11 protein-coding genes are annotated in these 17,159 nt (G+C 47.4%); 3 read left to right on the forward strand and 8 right to left on the reverse strand.

Going from position 1 to position 17,159, the window contains the following annotated elements:
• Positions 1-53: 53 nt before the first annotated feature.
• Positions 54-3,272, reverse strand: coding sequence for a response regulator (locus tag AC58VC_RS35380; RefSeq protein ID WP_497376220.1), 3,219 nt, complete (start codon positions 3,270-3,272; stop codon positions 54-56).
• Between the two features lie 31 nt (positions 3,273-3,303).
• On the reverse strand, positions 3,304-4,602 hold the full coding sequence (locus tag AC58VC_RS35385) for an EAL domain-containing protein (protein WP_497376221.1): 1,299 nt from the start codon (positions 4,600-4,602) through the stop codon (positions 3,304-3,306).
• Between the two features lie 285 nt (positions 4,603-4,887).
• Here AC58VC_RS35385 and AC58VC_RS35390 point away from each other — a divergent pair, with 285 nt between their 5' ends.
• The 3 genes from AC58VC_RS35390 to AC58VC_RS35400 all read left to right on the forward strand — a co-directional run bounded on the left by AC58VC_RS35390 (position 4,888) and on the right by AC58VC_RS35400 (position 7,863).
• Positions 4,888-5,577 (forward strand): response regulator transcription factor, encoded by a 690-nt coding sequence (locus tag AC58VC_RS35390; protein ID WP_497376265.1) that lies wholly within the window; start codon positions 4,888-4,890, stop codon positions 5,575-5,577.
• Between the two features lie 302 nt (positions 5,578-5,879).
• Positions 5,880-6,710 (forward strand): hypothetical protein, encoded by an 831-nt coding sequence (locus tag AC58VC_RS35395; RefSeq protein ID WP_497376222.1) that lies wholly within the window; start codon positions 5,880-5,882, stop codon positions 6,708-6,710.
• 160 nt (positions 6,711-6,870) lie between these two features.
• The gene (locus tag AC58VC_RS35400; RefSeq protein ID WP_497376223.1) at positions 6,871-7,863 is read left to right on the forward strand and encodes a zinc-binding dehydrogenase; all 993 of its coding nucleotides are present in this window, start codon (positions 6,871-6,873) and stop codon (positions 7,861-7,863) included.
• Between the two features lie 307 nt (positions 7,864-8,170).
• Here the strand turns inward: AC58VC_RS35400 and AC58VC_RS35405 are convergent, their stop codons facing one another.
• The 6 genes from AC58VC_RS35405 to kdpB form a co-directional block, all read right to left on the reverse strand.
• Positions 8,171-9,844: a ribonuclease J gene (locus AC58VC_RS35405; protein WP_497376224.1), complete on the reverse strand. Its 1,674-nt coding sequence runs from the start codon at positions 9,842-9,844 to the stop codon at positions 8,171-8,173.
• Positions 9,845-9,916: 72 nt separating this feature from the next.
• Entirely contained in the window at positions 9,917-10,612 is a 696-nt protein-coding gene (locus tag AC58VC_RS35410) for a response regulator (protein ID WP_497376225.1), read from the reverse strand.
• Entirely contained in the window at positions 10,578-12,137 is a 1,560-nt protein-coding gene (locus tag AC58VC_RS35415; RefSeq protein WP_497376226.1) for an ATP-binding protein, read from the reverse strand. The genes AC58VC_RS35410 and AC58VC_RS35415 overlap by 35 nt, the downstream gene beginning before the upstream one ends.
• A gap of 7 nt (positions 12,138-12,144) precedes the next feature.
• Entirely contained in the window at positions 12,145-14,445 is a 2,301-nt protein-coding gene (locus tag AC58VC_RS35420) for a histidine kinase (protein WP_497376227.1), read from the reverse strand.
• Positions 14,446-14,519: 74 nt separating this feature from the next.
• Positions 14,520-15,083 (reverse strand): potassium-transporting ATPase subunit KdpC, encoded by a 564-nt coding sequence (kdpC, locus tag AC58VC_RS35425; RefSeq protein WP_497376228.1) that lies wholly within the window; start codon positions 15,081-15,083, stop codon positions 14,520-14,522.
• Positions 15,084-15,111: 28 nt separating this feature from the next.
• A complete protein-coding gene (gene kdpB, locus AC58VC_RS35430; protein WP_497376229.1) occupies positions 15,112-17,154 on the reverse strand; it encodes a potassium-transporting ATPase subunit KdpB in 2,043 nt (680 codons plus the stop codon).
• Positions 17,155-17,159 lie beyond the last annotated feature (5 nt).

Here is a 17,159-nt window from a genome sequence, read left to right on the forward strand (position 1 = left end):
AAAGAACCTAGCAATAGCTTACTGCCAGGTTCTTTATTAATTCGTCTTATATCCTAGATGGTTGCGATTATTTGATCGATCTCCAGCTGCACCCGGACAATCCCTTCCTTACAGGCTTCCAGGTTGATTTCACACGCCATCTCCTTCTCGAGCACCAAGACAGCCGCTAACAAGGACTCCGCATATAAATTCGCGGCCACTCCTTTCAGCGTATGTACCATCCGCCTAGCAACGGCATCTTCTTGATGGATGAAAGAAGGAAGCAGCTTCTCTGTGAAAGTAGCATAGTCCTGTTTAAACTTCTCAATCATGTATTGAAAAATGTGGATTTTCTGATCAATATTCCGCAGTACGCGCTCCGTATCTATGCCCTTAATGTGCAATAACCACTGCAAATCTTGCCACTTCTCCAGCATATCAGACAGCTGTTGCTCATTCACGGGTTTAACCAAGATGCCATTAAGTCCTAACTTCAGCATCTGCATCGGGTCCTTCACGAATCCGTTTGCAGTAAGCGCGATGATTGGAATTCGCTGCATGGGCCTCAGCTGTCTCAGCTTTTGCGTTGCCTCGTAGCCATCCATCTCCGGCATATGAATATCCATTAGAATAAGCTTCCAGTCATGCTGCCCTACACGTTCCAGAACCTCATAGCCATTCTGCGCAATAACGGCTTCGTAACCCAATTGCTGTAGAAGCTGCGTGATCACCAGTTGATTGATTTCGTTGTCCTCAGCTACCAGAATGTGTCCCTTGGACTGCAAGGGGGTTCCCTCTGCCATAGACAGCTCCTTGCTGCAATTAGAGCTGTTGGGATAAGGCTTCTGCCCACTCAGGACCTGCAAAACCTTGCGCAGCGACAACCTGCTAACCGGTTTTACCAGAACAGCGTCAGCTTTCAACGCTTCAGGGAGCTCGCTCATTTCTTCTCTGCCTTCCAGCGTCGTAAGCGCGATGACATGAGTTCGGGAGCGGTCTACCGCATTCAACACACGCTGCCAGATTGCCTGATGCTGCATGGGATCCATTTGCATATCCATGAGTATATAGCGGAAAGCCGATTTGCCTGGTCCTCCCTCATCTTGCTCTAGCGCAGCTAATAAGTCAGATACCGTCAGGACCGTCTTCGCTTCGAGCTGGAAGGAGTCCAACAAACCGGATACGTGCTGCGCAGCTATGGGATGATCCTCAGCAACTAGGACACGCTTGTTTTCTTGAAGCAGAAGACGCTGTCTGAAATGAAGGTACATTTCGTCTTCCGTCTGCTTATTTCGTCCGAACAACAGACTAAAGTAAAAGCGGCTGCCTGCTCCCAGCGTCGTCTCAACCCTCAACATGCCTCCCATGGACTGTACCAAATGCTGGCAGATCACGAGCCCCAGCCCTGTGCCTCCGTATCTTCGGCTAGTGGATGTATCCGCTTGCGAGAAGGGCAGGAATAACTGTGACAGCTGTTCCTTAGAGATGCCTATCCCCGTATCCTCCACAGCAAAAGATAGGATGACGCCTTCCTCCGCATATTCTTCAAGCTGCACTTGAAGCCGGATGTGACCCTCTTCCGTAAATTTGATGGCATTATTCGATAAATTAATAAGTACTTGTTCTAATCGAAAAGAGTCCCCGCTGACGATATCAGGCAAATCCTCTGACGTATCCAGCAAAATCTCAATTCGTTTGTTGCCGAGTGATACACTCGCCAGATCGGCGACCCTTTGGAGCGACTCTTCCAAGGAGAAGTCTACTTTTTCCAAAATTAATTTGCCTGCCTCAATCTTCGAGAAGTCCAATATATCGTTAATCGTCGCCAGCAGGACACTCGAGGAGGCATCCATTTTGCTCAAATAATCCTTCTGCAGCGGTGTTAGTTCGGTTCGCTGCAGCAGCAGGGACAGCCCCAAAATGCCATTAAGCGGTGTACGAATCTCGTGACTCATCCTCGCCAGGAATTGACTTTTAGCTCGGTTGGACTCATCAGCCTCTTCGCGCTTCTTAAGATCTGTCATATCGTGGACCGTTCCGGTAACCCCTATGATTTCCGTTCTTTTCTCATTGAAAAGCGGTGATAACGTGACATTATAGGCATGCTCAGCGCCATCCGGCAGCAAAAAATTAATAGCGAATTGCTGCGTCTTGCCGTTAATGATCGCTTGTGTGAAGGACCGCTCCCACTTCGGAGGGTTATCCATCTGAATGACATCAGTCAATTGCTTGCCTTTTACCTGATCAGGCGTAAGCTGGTAAGTTTGATACATTTTATAATTGGCAGAGGCAACGCTTCCATCCAGTCGAAATCTGAAAATGAAATCCTCTGAATTCTCCACTAAGGTCCGGAACTGCTCGTCTCTCACCCTTGCTTTCAACTGGGTAGCACGATGTTCCGACACATCCACCGCTGATCCGATTACTTCGCTAACCACACCAAACTTAAAGATAGGCTGTAAGGAAACGAGGATCTTAAATCCTTGGCAGTCATATTCATATGTGACTCGTTCCCCCTTCCATGCCTGCTCATAATATTGCTGTAGAAAGTCCATAAACTTAGTACCTAATATATTAACTTCATGCGTCTTTTTCCCAATAAACTGACTGGGTCTAAGACCAAGCTGATAAAGTAATTGACCTTCAATCAATATGTACACAAAATGGTCCCTATACTTATGAAATTTAAACGTATAACCCGGCTGTAAGCGCAGCATATCAATGAGTTCCTGTTCCACCTGCCGAATCTGCAGCTTATACTCCCGATTGCGAATCAGATAACCAAGAAAGCATGCCACAACCACCACACACACCATTTGGTAGGTGAGGTATGTGCCTATCAGTTGAAGCGGTGTGCGGTACACAGCCCAGATCATTCCATAGTAGAACACATATAAGAATGTTCCCCCGAATAACCATTTGGACCAGTAGGTACGCATCTTCGAAATCGTAAAGTTGGTTCCTAGAACGGCTGCCAATCCAATAAATAGCAGCGGCAACTGGATCGAGTCGTCTATCGTGAAGCGCCATATCGATAGGATACAAAAGGTGATGAGGATGGAAGGGTATCCTCCCAAAAAAGCGGCTAGCAGAAAACCTACGCCTCGGAAATTAAGACCTATCTGGCCGTCAACCGTCACGCCAAAACTTACGAGAATGATAACTAGGATGCCATGGGTGAGACCCACAAAAACTTTGTAGTACCACGTGGGTTTCTGATCCAATTTCGTCATAATGAAGAATTGCTCAACGAATAAAACAAACACAGTAATAATTGCAAAATTGGTAATCAACTCACTCAGCAGAACATTCACCAGCCTATACTTAAATAACGATTCTGTTTGGTTTGTTTCGTGTATCCGCGTTCAGCATGTGCTCAATGCTCTCCGCTAGAACCGGCTTGCTGAAATAGTAGCCCTGCACGAAACGACAGCCGCAGTCCCTTAGCACTTGAAGCTCTTCTTCGGTCTCCAGTCCCTCGGCCACTACGAGCAGATTTAAGTTTTTGGCCATCGTAATTACGGTATTCACGATAGCAGCATTCACTTCGCGATGTTTCAAACCCTTAATAAAGGACTGATCTATCTTCAACTTATCAATGGGAAAATCCTTTAAATAGCCAAGCGAGCTATATCCAGTGCCAAAATCATCCATCGCGACGCGCACGCCAAGCTTCTTCAGCTGACTGAGTGCATCTGCGGCCAGATTGACATCCATACTCATGCTTTCCGTAATTTCAAGCTCCAAGTATTTGGGCTGTAAGCCTGTTTCCTCTAAAATTTTCTGGATCATCGCGCTAAGCCCGCTATCATTGAACTGGCGTCTGGACAGATTAACAGCCATAAATAAATGGGGAAGTCCTGCTTCCTGCCATTTCACACTTTGTGTGCAAGCCTCTCTAAGCACCCATTCTCCGATCTCATGAATCAGACCACTTTCTTCTGCTACGGGGATAAAATCGCAAGGCGGCACTTGCCCCAAAGACACACTGTGCCAACGAATTAAGCTCTCTAGACCGACAATCCGGTTCGTATACACGTCAACAACAGGCTGATAGACGAGATGAAATTCCTCATTCGTAATCGCTTTGCGCAAATGAAATTCTATATCCATCCGTCTTTGGAACAGATCGTTCTTCGACTGCAGCGAGCCAGAAAGCGTAGCTTCCACGATTCCTACGGATTTGACAGGAAATTCGTACACGCTTTGAATGCCGTTTCGTATCGCCATTTTACAGCGTTCCAGAAAATAGGTCGTCATCATTTCGTGGGACATTTGCCCTGCAAGCATTTCTATATGAAAATAATCCGCAGCGCCCATCCTCATAGCCTGAATGGTCTGCATGGCACCTTCGGATGTATGCGTACTAAGCACTACAATAGGAACTGGACGATGATTCATAATGAGTTGAAGCGCCATAATTCCTGCCATGTTTGCCATCGCCAAATCGATGACCACCAAATCCGGTCTCCCAGCAAGCATACAATCCAATGCGGCATTGCCGTGCTTCGCCGTACCTGTCATGATGAATTGTTCATCTCTCTGAAAGATGGGCAGCAACCTTTCTCTCACATCATTTGAATCACTTATAATCAGGACTCCATACCTATTCAAAAGACCCACTTCATTTACACCCCCCACAAGCAATTTCCATAAAAAACCGTATTATCTCCTATTGTACTTTCCACTTATTAGGTAACTTACCTAAATGGTACGTTTTCTCACCCCTTTTCGCTAACAATTTGCTAACAATTTCCCGATAAAAAGTGTATGAGAGCGATTTACTCTTAAATTTCGACACCTTATAATAGGTTGAGTAGGTAAATTGTTAGGACTTATGATCCCTCTGTTCATCCATGAAAGGCATTACAAATAAACTTAGTTTGGGGGAGTTTATAATTGGACAGGGTGCTTTTAATTGAGGACGATGATATTATCGGCGAAATGGTCTGTATGTATCTGACCGAAGAGGACTTCTTAGTTCTTAGAGCCCATAATGGTCAGGAAGGCCTTGCCGCACTTCGCGAATTCGAACCGGATCTTATTCTCTTGGACCTCATGCTTCCAGACTTTGAAGGCACTGACTTATGCAACTCCTTGCGGGGCTTAACGCCCGTTCCCATTATTATCATCTCTTCTAATTCCAAAGTCAGCGAAAAAGTTGAAGCGTTTACAGTAGGAGCTGATGATTACTTATGCAAGCCATTTAGCATGCATGAGATGAAGGCTCGCATACAAGCGCTTCTACGTCGATTCAAACAAGCCCCTCCACCCGAAGATCAGCTTGTCCAGCAAGCTGTTCCCGTAACGCCTGTTGATTTAAACATTAATCTGGATAAAAGAACGCTCTATGTGCGAGGCGAAGCCATCGACATGACATTCTCCGAATTCGAACTCATTCGGCTGCTGTACGAGCACCCTGAACGCGTGTACCGCCGGGAGGATCTGATTAACGCTTTGCGTGGCTTCGACTCCTATGTCAATGATCGTGCTATCGATGTACATATTACAAATTTACGAAGGAAAATTGAAGTCAACCCCAAAGAACCCAAATATATAAAAACGGTCTGGGGTGTAGGCTATAAATTTGTTTTATAAACGAAGAGGCTGTCTCCATGGTCAGAAATGACCTGAGGGATGGCCTCTTTTTTGATCTCATCCAAGTCTCAGAGGGCCCAATTTGTCGGATAACCATGCAATCTGTTGAAATTTGATATCCAAGAAAGTTTTTCCATATTTTTAACATAAATTGGTTGACATAGAAAACATTAATCATTTATTATTGGACTTCTGAGGCCTTTATTTATAAGAAAAAATCATATATACATCCAATGGCAAGTAACTAAACAGGGATTCACAGTTCGATAACCATTACTAAAGGGACAAACAGGTGAACTCTTATGAATAGTGATAAATTAATTTTGAATTTAGGCAGTCACAGTGCCAAGGTATTCAAGAAATCAGATATTGGCATCGAACAAGTGGATGTTCTTACATGGGAGATTTTGGAGAGCGAAGTCAACCTTCCATCCATTGAAGATCAGCTTAAGTCTTTGCTGTCCACACAAGGCTCCTACCTAGAAGGTGCGCCTCCTAGTAACGTTGAGGCATTCGGAACGGAAGCTATGCGGCAGTCGCCGCGCCTCTCTGGACAGATGGAGGAGATCTGCCGAAATCTGCGGATCGCTTATCGGACGATCAGTCAGAAAGAAGAAGCGGAACTGCTGCGAAGAGCGATTAGCGATTCGGATATCCCTAGCTATCTTGACGTCATCAATGTCGGAGGCAGCCGCATTCAGATTATTACCAAGGAGTGCGAAGCTCCTTATCTCATTCCTTTCGGCATTTCGGATTTGAATCAGGAATTCCAGTTACTTGGAGAGCCACATCAAAGGCAGATTACTACATGTATCAAATGGCTCTCCTCCCGCTTACCCGCATCACTGGGCCAGTTCGCTTACACGGGCGGTGAGAAGTCCTATCTGCGCCATTTCCAGATCGAGCTTGAACAGGATCTCTACTGCTCAAGAAGCGACTTTACCAAACTCGCACGCCAATTGGCGCTTCTAGATCTTTCGGCTTTAGAAAACAACTCCCCCTTCGATCCGAAATGGATGCGCGGTGCCATCGCCTCGAATTGTGTTGTCCTTGCCGGGCTAATCAAATCGGGCTCCAGCAAATTTATGCCTTCCGACCTGAATATCACCCACGGCTTTATGAATCAATTATAATCGTGCAGCATATCATCAAAAGGGTGCCCTAAGGCACCCTTTTGACCAAATCTTAGTGAAAATTTGATGTTATTAAAATCTACCGAATCATCGCGTATTATATAATACAGTGAGCATTAGTTAATTATAATTACATCTACTGATTGGTGGGTCCTCACATATGGCACAAACGATGAAAGCAGCGCTGATCAAGACATACAGCGGGGTTTCGGGCATTGAATTCGGTGAAACGTTAATTCCCCAGATAGACAGTAACGAAGTGCTCATCAAGGTGCATGCAGCCTCTATTAACCCCGCGGACATATTATTTCTTTCCGGGAATTATGGCATTAAACGCGCATTGCCGTCGGTTGGCGGAATGGAAGGATGCGGAACGGTCATTGCAACGGGCAATAGCCTCGTAGCCCGTATGTTGAAGGGCAAACGCGTAGCTTTCGTATCCGAGGTTTACGGCTCCTGGTCGGAATACACGAAAGCAAGCGCGATGACCTGCATGGTTCTGCCCGACCACGTATCGGACGAGCAAGGCGCTGTCTTTTTCGTCAATCCGGCAAGCGCCATGGCGATGGTGAAGATTGCCAAACAGCACAAGTCTAAAGCGATCGTACAAACGGCCGGAGCCAGCGCACTCGGCAGAATCCTGGTGAAGCTCGGCAAAGAGAACGGCCTAGCCGTCATAAGTGTCGTCCGCAAAGATGAGCATGCGCAGCTCCTTAGAGAGATAGGCGGACAGCATATCGTGAACAGCAGCTCTCCAGCCTTCGAAGACGAGCTCAAACGTAAGACTCATGACCTTGGAGCTACCGTATGCTTCGATGCCATAGGCGGGGACCTGACAGGTACCGTACTCTCGGCGCTGCCGGACGGCTCCACACTGTTTCAATATGGCCTTCTGGGAGGAAGCACAACAACGATCAACGCAGATGATCTTGTTTTCCGCCGGAAGCGGATCACGGGCTTCTGGGCGTCCGACTGGGTGAAGACCCAATCCATTTTTGAGCTGCTTTCACTGCAAGGCTCAATGAAAAAGTCGGTCGGATCGCAGATCCAGACCGAGATTAGCCAAACATTCTCGCTCTGTCAGACGGTGGATGCCATCCAGCAGTACGCGGCCAACATGACCTCAGGCAAAGTACTGCTGCTGCCTGTATAGCTGAACGAAGAAAAGACTGTCCTCAAAGTAGTGCAAACTACTTGAAGGACAGTCTTTTTCTTTGAGTGAGGTGCCACAGGCCTATTCGCATAGCCTAGAGGAACTACAGAGGCTGCCAAGCCAAGTTGGAGGAACTGTGATCCGCTATTTCTGCGAATAGCGGGGGTTAGGCGTATGGAGGGGAACTACAGGCCGTTATTACTTCACATTGGGCTGGGTTTCAGCCAAATGTGAAGTAATAACGTACCCTAGTTCCCATTCGCGACCAACTTGATCTAGATCGTCTCGTCACCAGACGCCCTCTCCGCTAGAACTCCGTAATAATCGTGAGAATCACAGGCCGCCGGCCGGTTTTTTCATAAAAGAAACGCCCAAGCACTTCTTTGACATTTATTTTCAGCACATTCCATTGGTTCAACTGCTCCTGCGCCGATTGCAGTCTGTTCACCGTATCCGCGGCCAGAATGCTCGCTCGATCTATGAGATCCTCGGACTCACGCACATAGACGAATCCTCGCGAGATAATATCGGGTCCTGATAGAATTTTACCATCCGTTTTGCTGAGAAGGAGAAACACGATAAGGATCCCATCCTCCGAAAGTTGCTTCCGATCACGCAAAACGACATTCCCCACATCGCCCAAACCGTCTACTAGTGTATTACCCGCAGTGACTTTGCGGCTTTGCGTCGCTACTTCTTCTTTGATATCTACCACATCGCCATTGTTTAAAATGAAAATGTTAGCAGGGTCGACGCCAACTGACTCCGCCAGTATGCGGTGCTGATGAAGCATCCGATATTCGCCATGAATCGGAATGAAATACTTCGGTTTCATGAGTGTCAGCATTAATTTGAGCTCTTCCTGACTGCCATGGCCAGAAACATGCATGCCGGTCACTGAGCTTGAGCCATAGATGACCTCCGCTCCAAGACTAAATAAATGGTCTACGGTTTTGGAGACATTGCGCTCATTTCCCGGTATCGGCGATGCGGACAAGATGACCGTGTCGCCCCGATGGATCTCTACATTCCTGTAGTTCGAGCGAGATAGCCGGGATAAGGCGGCCATGGGCTCTCCCTGGCTGCCGGTGCAGAGAATGGCAACCCGATCGGAAGCCAGGCTGCCGATCTCTCCCGCTTCCACCAACATCCCATCCGGAACCGTCAAATAGCCAAGCTCGGAGGCGATTTTCACGACGTTGACCATACTGCGGCCCAGCAAGGCTAATCTACGGTTCGTCGCATGCGCGGCATCAATCACCTGCTGAAGCCTGTGGACATTGGAAGCGAAGGTGGCGATGAACACTTTTTGCTTCGCTTTATGAAAAGCATCCTCGATATGCTTCCCGACATGGCTTTCGGAAGGCGTATAACCCGGACGCTCCGCATTCGTGCTCTCGGATAAAAGAAGCATGACTCCCTTCGAGCCTATGTCCGCCATTTTATGAATATCCGGATACTGATTATTGACCGGTGTAAGGTCGAATTTGAAATCTCCCGTATGGACAACCGCTCCCTCGGGCGTATGAAAAACAACCCCAAGACAATCAGGGATGCTGTGATTCGTTTTGAAAAAAGTGGACGTGATGCTGCCTAGCTCAATCGTAGAATCGGAGGTGATCTCGATAAGCTTGGTATTGGCTAGCAAGCCAGCCTCTCTCAGCTTTACTTCGATGAGCCCAAGCGTTAAGCGCGTTGCATAGATGGGTACATTGATTTGTTTGCGTATGTAGGGAATACCCCCGATATGATCCTCGTGCCCATGCGTAATTACCAGAGCACGGACCCTATCGCTATTTTCAAGCAAGTAGGTGATATCAGGCACGATGAGATCCACGCCCAGCAAAGTTTCATCCGGGAATTTAGAGCCGCAGTCGATCACGATAATGTCATTCGCATATTCGACGACATACATGTTTTTGCCTATTTCATTAATACCGCCTAAGGAGAAGACTGATAATTGCTGATCCAGCTTGGTCACCTTACTTACCCCCTGTGTCACTTTCATTTGCGTTAATTTTCCACAAGTGTTGTAAGGCTATGCAAGATGGTGTTATTCCTGCCAAGCAAAACGGTATCCAATGCCCGGCTCCGTCAAAATATAGCGGGGTCTAGTCGAATCCTCTTCGATTTTCTTCCGCAAATGGCCGACATATACCCTCAGATATTGACTGTCGGACTCATACTGTGAACCGCCCCATACTTGCTTGAGCAATTGACGATGCGTCATTACCCGGCCGGCATTGAGGGCAAGCACTTTTAGCAAATCATACTCGGTTGGCGTCAGCTTGAGTTTCTCCCCTTGGAGCTCAACTAGCCGTTGGGATAAATCAATAACCAAATCCCCTAGTTTCAGCACCGGTTCATCTTGCGTCTTGGCGATATGGCGTAATGCGACCCGCATACGGGCCATGAATTCTCCCATGCCGAACGGCTTCGTCACATAATCGTCAGCTCCCCGGTCTAAGGCAGCCACCTTATCCTGCTCCTGATCTTGGGCCGTTAGAATAATGATCGGCACCTGCGACCACTCACGAATATGGTTTAGGACTTCCATCCCTGTCATATCAGGTAATCCGAGATCCAGCACGATAAGATCTGGCCGAACCATCGTGGCCTGTAATAAGCCCTCCTGCCCCGTAGCGGCCTCCGTCACATCGAAGCCATGCGCATTTAACGTTACTCGCAACAGCTTGCGAATTTGCGCTTCATCATCAATAATTAAAATTTTCGCCCCAGTTGCTGTCATGCTCATCCCCCTGTTTCTCAGCGAATTGTAAAGGCAAACTAATATGAATAGCCGTTCCTTTGGGTTCATTTCTTTGTGCTATGATTTGCCCGCCATGGGCTTCCACGATGCTTTTACAGATCGCAAGCCCGAGTCCAGTACCGGGAATATGTTTGGTTAATTGTCCTCTATAAAACTTTTCAAATATACGATCCAAGTCGCCTGCCGCAATGCCTGCGCCCTCATCCTTAATCGTCAATTCAAGCATTTGTTGGCGCTGAGCCGCTTCGATCACGATTTCGCTGCCTTCCGGCGAATACTTGATGGCATTGCTGATCACATTAATGAGTACTTGTTCAATCAGCACATCATCCAGCGGGACAGAGGGAAGATCAGGCGCAAGTCGAATGCTCACCTTTCTATGCTGCAAAGCGTCTTTCAGCTGAGAAATCGCAACGCCGACGATATCTTCGATCCCGCTCCACTGCTTATTTAACCGCAGCATACCGCTCTCAATCCGAACCATACCGAGCAAGTTGCCTACCAGCCTATTCATCCGTGTTGACCCCTCGCGAATAGTTAGCAGCAGCTCACGTCGGTCTTCTGGGCTGAATACAGCTTCGCTCTCTAGCAGTCCTGTCACAGAGCCTATGATCGTAGCTAACGGTGTTCGCAGCTCATGAGACAGGGAATCCAGCAGCGCAGTCCGCAGCTTCTCAGACTCGGCTGTCAGCTGCGCTACTTTCGCTTCATTAGCCAGCTTGACGCGAGAAATCGCTACAGCAACCAAATCCGAGAGCGCTTCGATGATACGAATAAGCTCCGGCATCTCTGTTAACGGCCGGTCGCCGACATAAACGGCTAATACACCGTGTACTTGACGATCTGTCTCGAAGGGGACGTAAAGTGTGGATGACTCCCTCAACGAATGTGTGCCACGCCCCGCGCTCGCATGATGATTGTAAACCCAAGCCGCGATAGACAAGTGGGATTCATCCGTCGCCCACTCGATCCCGTCCTTGGAATAGGCTTCTACTTGCTGTTCCCCCATGGGGTTCCGCAATAGAATAGCCGCTTTTGCGCTCAACGCTTCGGAGACATGCAGCACGATTTGATTGAGAAGTACCTCTAAATCCGAAATGGCCGTAATCTTACGGCTTAGTACGTACAGCGCGGCCGTACTAGCTTCTTTCTGCTGTGCTTGATGGATCTGATTGCGAAGCTTCGAAGCCAAGCTTGCCGTAAGGGCGGCAACCGATATAAAGACGAGAAATGAGATCAAATAGCGCAAATCCGCAACTGTGAGACTAAACACAGGAGGGACAAATAAGAAGTCTAAGGATAAGACGCCCATTGCCGCAGCAAAAAAGGAAGGCCCCTTCCCCCAGCGCACAGCACTAAAAAGAACAGGAAGCAGATAGAAAAGAGAAACATTCACTAAGCCTAAGAAGTCACCAAAAGCTTTTAAAAATAAGGTCACCACTGCAATAAAAAGAGCTGTAATCACGTATGACTTCCAGCTGATCCAACCATTTGTTTTGTTCATCATGCTCTCATTTTACCTTATTTCCTGCGGATTGCCACATATCGTAATCGGCTACAATTAACACATCCATCTGGGAGGTAAGCGGCAGCAGTTTCTTGACTGTGGCATCTTTCCACACAATAATTTGCGTGGCCCCCGCCAAGCTTGCTTGAGATGCAAACATGGCTGGAATGGCTTTACGACTCATCACTTCTTGATACACAAACTCGCCACCAAGTCTAACCGTAAGTCTCTCTAAAGTTTCTAGCTTAGACTTCCATTGCTCTCCGTTCCCCACGGCTATAAAGCTTATATACCAAGCCGCTTTAAGCCTATGCGCGATTCGAAATCCCCGGCGAATTAAGCGGTCAGCTTGTGATATTTCCGTGATACAGACATAAATCACTTCTTTTCTCCGCCATGGACCGCGAAGGGAGTTCTTGCGCTCCATAGACTCCAATCGCTCATCTACATCATCAGCAATTTCACGTAAGGCTAACTCCCGGAGAGCGATCAGATTGCCAGTTTTAAAAAAGTTATTCAACGCTTGATCCACCTTGATCATCGCATAAATCCTGCCTTCTCTCATGCGAAGCTGTAAGGCTTCAGGAGCCACATCAATTAACTGCACTTCATCGGCTGCCCGAAGAATACTGTCCGGGACCGTTTCACGAACCCGAATGCCAGTAATTTGCTCAACGGCGTCATTTAAGCTCTCCAAATGCTGAACATTTACCGTTGCAATGACGGATATGCCTGCTTCCAAGATATCCAGCACATCTTCGTACCTTTTCTTATATTTACTGCCAGGTACATTCGAATGGGCTAATTCATCCACTAAAATGACTTCTGGCCGCGCTTTAATAATAGCCTCCGTATCCATCTCCTCAAGCTTCACACCTTGATAGGCAATTTCTGCCCGCGGCATAATGGTCAGTTCTCCAATCTGTTCGATTGTCCCCTTTCTTCCATGCGTTTCGAGCAATCCGATCTTCACATCAATGCCCTTTTTGAGCAAATCATTGCCTTCCCGCAGCATGGTATATGTTTTACCTACGCCTGGTGCGGCTCCAATATAGACCTTGAACCTCCCTCGTTTGATTTTTTCGATTTTGGCCTGGACCTCTTGATTGCTAAGACGCTTATATTTGTACGGCTCCTTCGACACCTGCATGTGGGTAGGAAGAATGCGCTCCCCATCCCGAGAGGCACGATCAGCAACCAGGAACACATCGATATTCTTGACTCTTTTCAAAATGCCATTGATCACAGACCCTTGCCAAAAAGTTTGCCACTTGCTTTGTTTGGAATGTCCTAAAACAATACGAGTTACTTTATGATGAATGGCATAACTAACTAAAGCCTTAGGAATACAACGGCGCATTCGCAGCGGCAGCTCTTCAAATTTGCCACCTACTTTTTCGACAAGCTTCATGATCGACCTTCGAAAAGCGGCCGCTTCCTTCGAGAGCGTTTTATTGAACTTGCGCAAGGTCACAACATGAAGATCACCATTCAACCGCTTCGCGATCTGCTGCCCTCTCCGCACATATATGGAACCATTCCAATGATATTGGGCAGTTACCAGAATGCGCTCCGTCGCCCCTGACGGCCCTAGAATACCCATCTGCTCACGATGCGCTTCCAGGGAGTCATTCACGTCCTCTGCAACAAGACGCAAGGCCAGCTCTCTTAGTACGCCTAAGTTGCCTCGCTTGAAAAGAGCAGAATCTTTATTCCCCTTGAGATGACCTTCTTCCAGTCGATTAAGAATCATTTCGGGCGTTGCATCAATTAATCGAACCTCATCAGCCAGCTCCAGCGTATCTGAGGGCACACAATGCCCCACTTCAATACCCGTCAACTTATGTGCAACTTCCATCGTGGCAGCCAGCTCATACACGTTCACAGTAGTGATCACACTAATATTGTTAGCAAGCAGAAACTTGATATCATCTAAGCGCTTAGGGAAACGGGCATCTGGTCGATTAAGATGGGCCAAGCCGTCTACGAGGACAACCTCCGGATTTCTCTCCATTAATGCATCTAGATTTAAATCTTTTTGCTCAACGCCGTCTTTCATCCAATGAATGCTTGGCACTCTTTCCAAATCTCCTAATTGTTCCACGGTTTCTGGCCTTTGCAGGGTAGATACCGCGCAGATGACCACATCAATCCCCTGCTGCCTCAGATTATGCCCTTCCCGCAGCATATGGTACGTCTTTCCTGAGCCGCTTACCGCACCAATATAAATTTTCAGGCTCCCGCGATGCAGTTTGGAGATGGATAATAGGATCTCTTCCGGTGTTTTCCTTTTGAAACCATCCAATTCAGCATCCTCTCCTTTCTCCTCAAAATGACGCAGAAACCACTCTCGACCTATCGAGAGTGGTTGTCAGCAGCTTACAATTTCACTTGTTTTAGCAGCTCTATATTCAGTTCAGTCACATTCACCCTTGGCTCACCGAGAAAACCGAGCTGTCTGGTTTTTGTAAACTGATCAACAAGACCGTTAAGCACGTTCTCTGCTATTCCTGTTTCTTTACTGATTCTAGGTACTTGGGCTTTGGCCCCTTCTGGTGACAAATCCGGATCAAAGCCGGAGCCAGACATCGTTACTAAATCAGCAGGAATATCGGTTAGACTAGGATTTTCTTTCTTCAAAGCATCAATCTTTTCGGCCAATGAAGCTGCATAATCACTTGAAGCTACCGCCGTATTGGAGCCTGAGGAAGCTGTCGGATCATACTTGGCTGTAGATACCCTTGGATGAAACAGCTTAGGTGACTCGAAGCCTTGAGCCAGTAATTCCGAGCCAATGACCGTTCCGCCGGATTCGATCAGACTTCCATCCGCTTGTTTGGGGAATAAAACTTGAGCTACACCTGTCGTAACAAGCGGATAGATGAGCCCGCAAACGATCATGAACAATATAGATACACGAATTGCTACAAAAACCGATTTCATGACGCTATCTCCTCGTTTCTCTTTCTCTTTAAACGATATTCAGTCCGTGAAGTACCATATCAATGATTTTAATCCCAATGAATGGTACGACGACACCGCCAATACCATACAGCAGCACATTGCGGGACAATAATCGATCCGCTGACATCGCGCGATATTTAACGCCCTTCATCGCTATTGGAATCAGCAGCGGAATGATAATGGCATTAAAGATTAAAGCAGATAGAATAGCCGATTCCGGCGATGCCAGATTCATAATATTCAAGGCCTGCAGCTGTGGCATAGCTAAGATGAACATCGCAGGAATGATCGCGAAATACTTAGCGATATCGTTGGCGATGGAGAACGTCGTTAAAGCTCCACGAGTGATCAGCAGCTGTTTCCCGATGGAGATAACGGAAAGCAGTTTCGTTGGATCCGAGTCCAGATCGATCATGTTGGCGGCTTCCTTCGCAGCCATCGTACCTGAATTCATCGCCAAACCTACGTCCGCTTGTGCCAGTGCAGGAGCATCATTCGTTCCGTCGCCTGTCATCGCAACAAGCTTGCCTTCTTGCTGTTCCTTTTTAATCGCAGCTATTTTATCTTCCGGTTTCGCCTCTGCAATAAACTCGTCTACACCCGCTTCAAGGGCGATCGTTGCAGCTGTCAGGGGATTATCCCCTGTACACATCACGGTTTTGATACCCATTGCACGCAGTTCAGCAAAGCGCTCCTTCAAGCCAGGTTTTACAGTATCTTTGAGGTAAATAACACCATATATCCGCTCATTAATCGCTACAGCAAGCGGAGTGCCTCCGGCCTTAGCAATTCGGTTCGTAATTGTCTCTAAATCATTAGGAATTTTGCCGCCTAAAGCTGTTACATATTTTTTGATCGCGTCAACCGCGCCTTTACGAACTTTGGAGCCTCCGACGAGATTAAGCCCCGACATACGCGTCTCAGCTGTGAACTCGACAACTTCCGCACCTTCGTATGCACTCGTTTGCCACGATTCGCCAAGTTTATTGGCCAGCTCAACGATAGAGCGTCCTTCTGGTGTTTCATCTTTGACAGAAGCTTGCAGGGAAGCAAACGTGACGTCTTTGGCCGTTACACCACTTACAGGAACGAATTCGGACGCCATCCGATTCCCGAATGTAATGGTCCCTGTTTTATCCAAAATCATCGTATCGATGTCGCCAGCGGCTTCAACCGCTTTACCGGACATTGCCAGAACATTAAACTGTGTTACACGGTCCATACCGGCAATACCGATCGCGGATAAGAGACCGCCGATTGTTGTCGGAATCAGACAAACCAGCAGAGCGATCAGCGTGGAAATCTCTAATTTAACATTCAAATACTGTGCCATAGGCACCATCGTCATAATGACGATCAAGAAGATTAGCGTCAGTACGGCAAGCAGAGTCGTTAAAGCAATTTCATTCGGCGTTTTTTGCCGTTTCGCGCCTTCAACGAGTGCAATCATACGGTCTAAGAAAGATTCGCCTGGATCGGTCGTCACTTTGACAACAATATAGTCAGACGCTACCCGAGTACCGCCAGTTACCGAGGAGAAGTCGCCACCTGCTTCCTTAATCACAGGAGCAGATTCACCTGTAATCGCTGATTCGTCAATGGAGGCTAAGCCTTCAATGATTTCCCCATCGGAAGGGATGATCTCACCGATTTCAATGCGAACGACGTCCCCCTTACGGAGTGTCGTAGAGGACACTTCCTTATAAGAGCCGTCCTTTTGAACCAGACGAGCCTTCGTATCGGACTTCGTTTTCCGCAAAGAATCAGCCTGAGCCTTACCTCGCCCTTCCGCCAGTGCTTCCGCAAAGTTAGCGAAAAGCAGTGTGAAGAGCAGAATGAGAAAGACCGCGATATTATAAGCCCTGCCTACTTCTGTCGAGCCAAATAGATCAGGAGCAAGCGATAGCAGCAAGGTTATGACGGTTCCTACCTCAACCACGAACATAACCGGATTTTTAATCATTACCGCTGGATTCAGTTTCTTGAATGAATCCACGATAGCTTGATTGACAATTTCTTTTGATAATGTTTTTTTACGTTCCACAGCCATGTAAA

It is taken from the genome of Paenibacillus sp. J22R67 (assembly GCF_059692175.1).